Raw genomic sequence first — 5285 nt, forward strand, 5'->3', positions numbered from 1 at the left:
GCCCCGGGGGGGCGCCCGGTACCCGCTGAACATGTGGCCACTGCGGGGCGGCCGGGGGCTGGGGGGGTGCTTACTACACCCCGGGGGCGGGCGGCCCAGCGGGCTGTAAAACGCGGCAGCAACGCCGGTCACCTGGCGCGATGCGCCCGAGCGGCGCCAGCTTGCCGTGGCCGACCTGCATCAAGCCAGCCGGCGCATCGGGCCCGCGCCGTGCGTGCCCGGCGCTGGCAACGGCAATCCAGTCTTTGCATCGCATGGCAAGCCCCTCAGGCCAGCGCGTGCAGGCCGACGCGGTTGCCGTCCAGGTCAACGATATGGGCAAAAAAACCCATGCCGGGCGGCAGTGCCTGGCGCGCCAGCGCGATCTGGCCGCCGGCACGGGTGACACGCGCCAGTGCCGCATCGAGTGAAGGCGATGCATCAAGATAGACAAGGGTCCCGCCAGTGCCTGGCTGGGGCGCTGTCGGGCCGGCCATCAGCGCGCCACCGACGCCGTCGGCCTGGTCGTCATAGGGAAACACCGCGCCCTCCGACGGCCCCATGGCCTCGCGGCGCATGCTGCAGTCCAGCACGGCCTCGTAAAAGGCTTGCGCCTGATCCAGCCGGGTAGTGGGAATTTCAAACCAGGTGACGGCGTTTTTCATGAATAGCTCCTCGTGTGTTGATGAAGACTTCATGTTGCGCCGGGCCTGCTGACAGCGTGGTGTCAGTAGCGCGGCCAACCACGCCGACCGTGACCTGCTGAAGAAGAAATGCCGGGGCGAGGTCATCGGCGTGCCGCCCGTGGCGTTCATCAGCATCACCATCCATGACGGCTAAAACGAAATGAACGACAGGAAAAGGGTTGACGCGACGGCACTGCGCGTGTTGCACCAGCCGCCGCCAGCCGCGCGATCAGCCCGCCAGCGGCGCCGCCCCGCACGCCGAAAAACCGGTTAAATACGCCAGAGGTCCAATCAATTCGGTCATGGTTAGCTATTTATTTAGTAGCACTTCGTGCAGCGCCTCGGCCCGGTGCCGCAGCGGCGCCGCCGAGCAGGTATTCGGCGCGGCGGCCCGCTTTTCATTCAAAAGTCTTGCCGGATGGCACGTCCTCTATCGGCATCCGGGCCTATTGCTCACTCGTCAGACCACAGGATTTGCTTTGACCGTCCCGTCACCCGTCACGGCAAGGCCCGTCACTGCGCTGCTCAAAGCAGTCCCGAACTGCTCATGGAAATCCTGCTTGCCCAAAAGGTCAATGACTCCGGCCTTCCAGAGTTTGGCGCGTACCCGCTCATTGGCCTCGCTCAACAGGATGCGCATTCCGCGTTTGCGCAGCTTGACGATCACTTCCTCCAGCGTCTGAATGCCGGTAATGTCCATAAAAGGCACGCGGCGGAACCGGAGAATCACAGCCTTGGGATCGGCATGAATTTCCATCAGCACCTGCTCGAACTTTTCCACAGCACCGAAGAAAAACGGTCCGTCAATTTCGTAAATCAGCACGGTGCGGGGAAGCTCTTTCAGGCCTATCGCAGCCAACTCTGTTTTGAGATCCTTGCTGTCGACAACCTGGACATCGACGGTTTCCGCCATCCTGCGCAGGAACTGCAGGATGGCCAGAATGACGCCAATGTTGACCGCCACCACCAGATCAGCAAACACGGTGAGCAAAAACGTGATCAGCAAAATCGCCACATCGGCCCGCGGCGCGCGGCGCACGATATGGCTGAAATGCTTGAGCTCACTCATGTTGTAGGCCACGACAAACAGGATGGCGGCAAGGCAGGCGAGCGGAATGTACGCCGCATAGGGAGCCAGGAACAGAATGATCAGCACCAGCGTCAACGCATGGGTAATGCCGGCCAGCGGGCTGGTGCCACCATTTCGAATATTGGTGGCCGTGCGGGCAATGGCGCCAGTGGAGGCGAAACCGCCAAAAAACGGCGCCACCACGTTGGCCAGCCCTTGTCCGATGAGTTCCTGGTTGGAGTCGTGCTTGGTTGCCGTCATGCCATCTGCCACCACGGCGGAAAGCAAGGATTCGATGGCGCCCAGCATTGCAATCGTAAAGGCCGGCCCGATCAGTGAGATGACTTGCGCCAGCGTGACACTGGGAAACGAAAAATGGGGCAGGCCCTGCGGAATACCGCCAAAGGCACTGCCGATGGTCGCAATGCCTTCAAAGTGAAAGACCGCCTGCAAACTGGTGGCCACAATCAGCGCCACGAGGGGCCCGGGCACCCGCTTCAGCCCCCAGACGCGGGTGGAAAACAGCACCAGCAGCAGGCTCATCAACGCCATGCCTGTCGTCGAAATATGCAGTTGCGGCAGCACTTCAACAAGATGCACCAGCTTCTGGTGAAAATGCTCTCCCTCCACCTTGGGCAGCCCCAGAAAATCGCGCCATTGCCCGACCCAGATGATCACGCCGATGCCGGCGGTAAAGCCGACGATGACCGGATCAGGAATGAACTTGATCACCCCGCCCATGCGCGTGAGGCCCATGATGAGCAGGATCAGCCCCGCCATCAGCGTGGCCAGTTGCAGGCCTTCAAACCCATACTTCAGCGTGACTCCCGCCAGAATCGCGATGAATGCGCCCGTGGGACCGGCGATCTGCACCCGGCTGCCGCCCAGCACCGAGACCATGAAGCCGCCAATGATGGCGGTGTAAATGCCCTGCTCGGGCCGGGCGCCCGAGGCAATCGCGAAGGCCATGGCGAGCGGCAGCGCCACCACCCCAACAATCACGCCGGCAACGACATTGGGAACGATCTTGCCCTGACCGAACAGGCCAGCCCGCTTTGCTTCAAGAATGGTGATCATGTGCCTTCAGCCTTTCATGCAAGAGTCGCTGACGACGCTACGTCAGGTGGATTGCCCGCGCAGCCAGGTTCGGTATGAGCGCAAGTCCTGGTAAAGAGGGGGCGCGGCAATCGCCATCAAAACCAGTGCAATGGGTACGGTGGAAAAAAAACCGATCGTTTTGAAGGCAAACGCACCCATCAGGCCACCGCCGAAAAACAGCAGCAAAATAGTTGTGTGGATACGCAGTTTGTCGCGGTCAGCCCTGACAAAAAACTGCACGTTGGCCTCCGACACCCGGTTCCAGTAAAGCAGCCGGCCGATTTCAATGCTCAGGTCAGTTAGCAGTCCGGTGACGTGGGTGGTACGAATTTCAGCAGAAGAGATCTTGGTGATGATGGCGTTTTGCAGACCCATGATGAAGCAGAGCAGCAGCACTGTCGTGGGTACAAACACCTCCACCAGCACATTGAGGTTGGCCCCGAGCAAACCGAACAGCAACAACAGCAAGGCTTCCAGCATCAGGGACAAGGCGAATTCGGCGTGCAGCCTGCGACGCCTTGCCCAGTTGATCAGAACGGTCGTGGTGATGGCCCCCATTACAAAAGCGCCGACGTACACAATCCCGGCGATGATCAGGGTGAAGTTACCCAGCGCAATGTCGTCGGCAACGGACGAAACGATGCCGGTCATGTGCGAGGTGTAGCGTCCTACCGCCAAAAATCCTCCTGCATTGACGGCTCCCGCAACCCAGGCCAGCAGTCCACCCAATTGCCGGTTTGCCCGGCGGGTTCGGCGCTTGGTGGTCAACCCTATCAGGGCTTTCCAAAACCCGGTACCACGGCTCATCGCTTGCGGACCGGGCAGTAACAGGCTGCAACAAGGTGCCAAAGCCGATCTGGCACGCCAGCGCACCGGAAATGTTCACGAGGTTTCTTTTTACCCATGAGAATTGGCTGTGTGGTCACGTCATTTTTATTTTAACAACAGCCATTGCAAGTCCGATATTCGCGCGCTGAAAGCTATGAATTCGATAGCACCCCGTCTAACACTTCCACCCAGTGCCGTACCGGTGTGGCCGTTCCGCTTTGCAGATGGGTAATGCAACCGATATTGGCCGACACGATCACTTCAGGCGTCATTTCACCCAGATTCGCCAGCTTACGGTCGCGCAGCTGGTAGGCAATTTCGGGGTTGAGGACCGAATAGGTCCCCGCTGAGCCGCAGCACAGATGCGCTTCGCTGCTGGACACCTTGATGTCAAATCCCAGGCCACCCAGATAGTGTTCAACCCCGCCGCGGAGCTGCTGGCCATGCTGCAAGGTGCAGGGTGGATGAAAGGCCAGTTTGGGTGAATTTTTGGCGACTTCCCCGGCCAGTTCGGGACGAGCCGACTGGAGGGCTTCGGAAATGACGGGCAGCAACTCGCTCAGGTCGCGGGTCAGCTCGCTGATGCGGGCGGCTTTGTCCGCATAAGCCGGCTCGTCCTTGAAGATGTAGCCGTATTCCTTGACAGTGACGCCGCAGCCCGAGGCGTTCATGACAACGGCTTCCACGCCCTGCTCCACATACGGCCACCAGGCGTCGATGTTGCGGCGCATTTCGGCCCTGCCGCCGTCCTGGTCGTTGAGGTGAAACTTGACCGCACCGCAGCAGCCGGCCTTGGCCGCCAGCACGGCCTGAATGCCGGCGGCATCGAGCACTCTAGCCGTCGCCGAATTGATGTTGGGCATCATGGCGGGCTGCACGCAGCCTGCCAGCATGAGCATTTTGCGGGCATGGCTGCGCACTGGCCACAGGCCTGCCGATTGTTTGGGTGGCACCTTGGCTTGAAGCGAAGCAGGCAACAGGCCTCGCACAGCCTGACCGATCTTCATCGCGGGCGCAAACAGCGGCGACGGCAGACCTTCCTTGAGCGCCCAGCGCACGGCACGTTCGCCGGCCGGGCGCGGCACGCGTTCGTCAACCAGCTTGCGGCCAATATCGATCAGGTGGCCATACTGCACGCCACTGGGACAGGTGGTTTCGCAGTTGCGGCAGGTCAGGCAGCGGTCCAGATGCAGTTGGGTCTTGCGCGTCGGCATTTCGCCTTCGAGCACCTGCTTGATGAGGTAGATGCGGCCGCGCGGCCCGTCCAGCTCATCGCCCAGCAGCTGGTAGGTCGGGCAGGTGGCGGTACAAAAACCGCAATGCACGCATTTGCGCAAAATGGCTTCGGCCCGCTGGCCGTCAGGCATATTCTGGAATTCGGGAGCGAGCTTGGTTTGCATGGTGCTTTAAAAAATTTCGAGCTGATGTCACCAGTCCGCGGACATGCGGCCTGGATTGAAAATGCAAGCAGGGTCAAACTGTTTCTTCAACTCGCGCTGAATGCGCTGCTGAACCGGGGGCAAGGGGCTGAAGACGGGCAGCTCAGGAGGGGTCGCGGCGCCGCGCCTGAACAAGGTTGCATGTCCGCCCGCCTGCCGGGCCGCTTCGCGCAGCTGAGGGGCCGC

6 protein-coding genes and 1 pseudogene are annotated in these 5285 nt (G+C 61.0%); all 7 read right to left on the reverse strand.

The window, feature by feature from the left end; translation table 11 throughout:
• Positions 1 to 73: 73 nt before the first annotated feature.
• The gene (locus HHJ19_RS12455; RefSeq protein ID WP_366929405.1) at positions 74 to 256 is read right to left on the reverse strand and encodes a hypothetical protein; all 183 of its coding nucleotides are present in this window, start codon (positions 254 to 256) and stop codon (positions 74 to 76) included.
• A gap of 10 nt (positions 257 to 266) precedes the next feature.
• Positions 267 to 644: a VOC family protein gene (locus HHJ19_RS12460; RefSeq protein WP_296907836.1), complete on the reverse strand. Its 378-nt coding sequence runs from the start codon at positions 642 to 644 to the stop codon at positions 267 to 269.
• On the reverse strand, positions 619 to 873 hold the full coding sequence (locus HHJ19_RS12465; RefSeq protein ID WP_296907838.1) for a hypothetical protein: 255 nt from the start codon (positions 871 to 873) through the stop codon (positions 619 to 621). The genes HHJ19_RS12460 and HHJ19_RS12465 overlap by 26 nt, the downstream gene beginning before the upstream one ends.
• 252 nt (positions 874 to 1125) lie before the next feature.
• Positions 1126 to 2811: a SulP family inorganic anion transporter gene (locus tag HHJ19_RS12470; protein ID WP_296907842.1), complete on the reverse strand. Its 1686-nt coding sequence runs from the start codon at positions 2809 to 2811 to the stop codon at positions 1126 to 1128.
• 42 nt (positions 2812 to 2853) lie between these two features.
• Positions 2854 to 3639, reverse strand: a complete 786-nt coding sequence (locus HHJ19_RS12475; protein WP_296907844.1) for a YoaK family protein — start codon at positions 3637 to 3639, stop codon at positions 2854 to 2856.
• Positions 3640 to 3812: 173 nt separating this feature from the next.
• Positions 3813 to 5060, reverse strand: coding sequence for a glycolate oxidase subunit GlcF (gene glcF, locus HHJ19_RS12480; RefSeq protein WP_296907847.1), 1248 nt, complete (start codon positions 5058 to 5060; stop codon positions 3813 to 3815).
• Between the two features lie 27 nt (positions 5061 to 5087).
• Positions 5088 to 5285, reverse strand: a pseudogene (gene glcE / locus HHJ19_RS12485) (glycolate oxidase subunit GlcE); the annotation flags it as partial.

Source organism: Polaromonas sp., assembly GCF_012927415.1.
Taxonomy (GTDB): Bacteria; Pseudomonadota; Gammaproteobacteria; order Burkholderiales; family Burkholderiaceae_C; genus Polaromonas.

Excerpts from the sequence above, each read along its gene's own strand:
- HHJ19_RS12455 (WP_366929405.1), bottom strand. The coding sequence starts at position 256 with ATGCGATGCAAAGACTGGATTGCCGTTGCCAGCGCCGGGCACGCACGG.
- HHJ19_RS12460 (WP_296907836.1), bottom strand. The coding sequence starts at position 644 with ATGAAAAACGCCGTCACCTGGTTTGAAATTCCCACTACCCGGCTGGAT.
- HHJ19_RS12470 (WP_296907842.1), bottom strand. The coding sequence starts at position 2,811 with ATGATCACCATTCTTGAAGCAAAGCGGGCTGGCCTGTTCGGTCAGGGC.
- HHJ19_RS12475 (WP_296907844.1), bottom strand. The coding sequence starts at position 3,639 with ATGAGCCGTGGTACCGGGTTTTGGAAAGCCCTGATAGGGTTGACCACC.
- glcF (WP_296907847.1), bottom strand. The coding sequence starts at position 5,060 with ATGCAAACCAAGCTCGCTCCCGAATTCCAGAATATGCCTGACGGCCAG.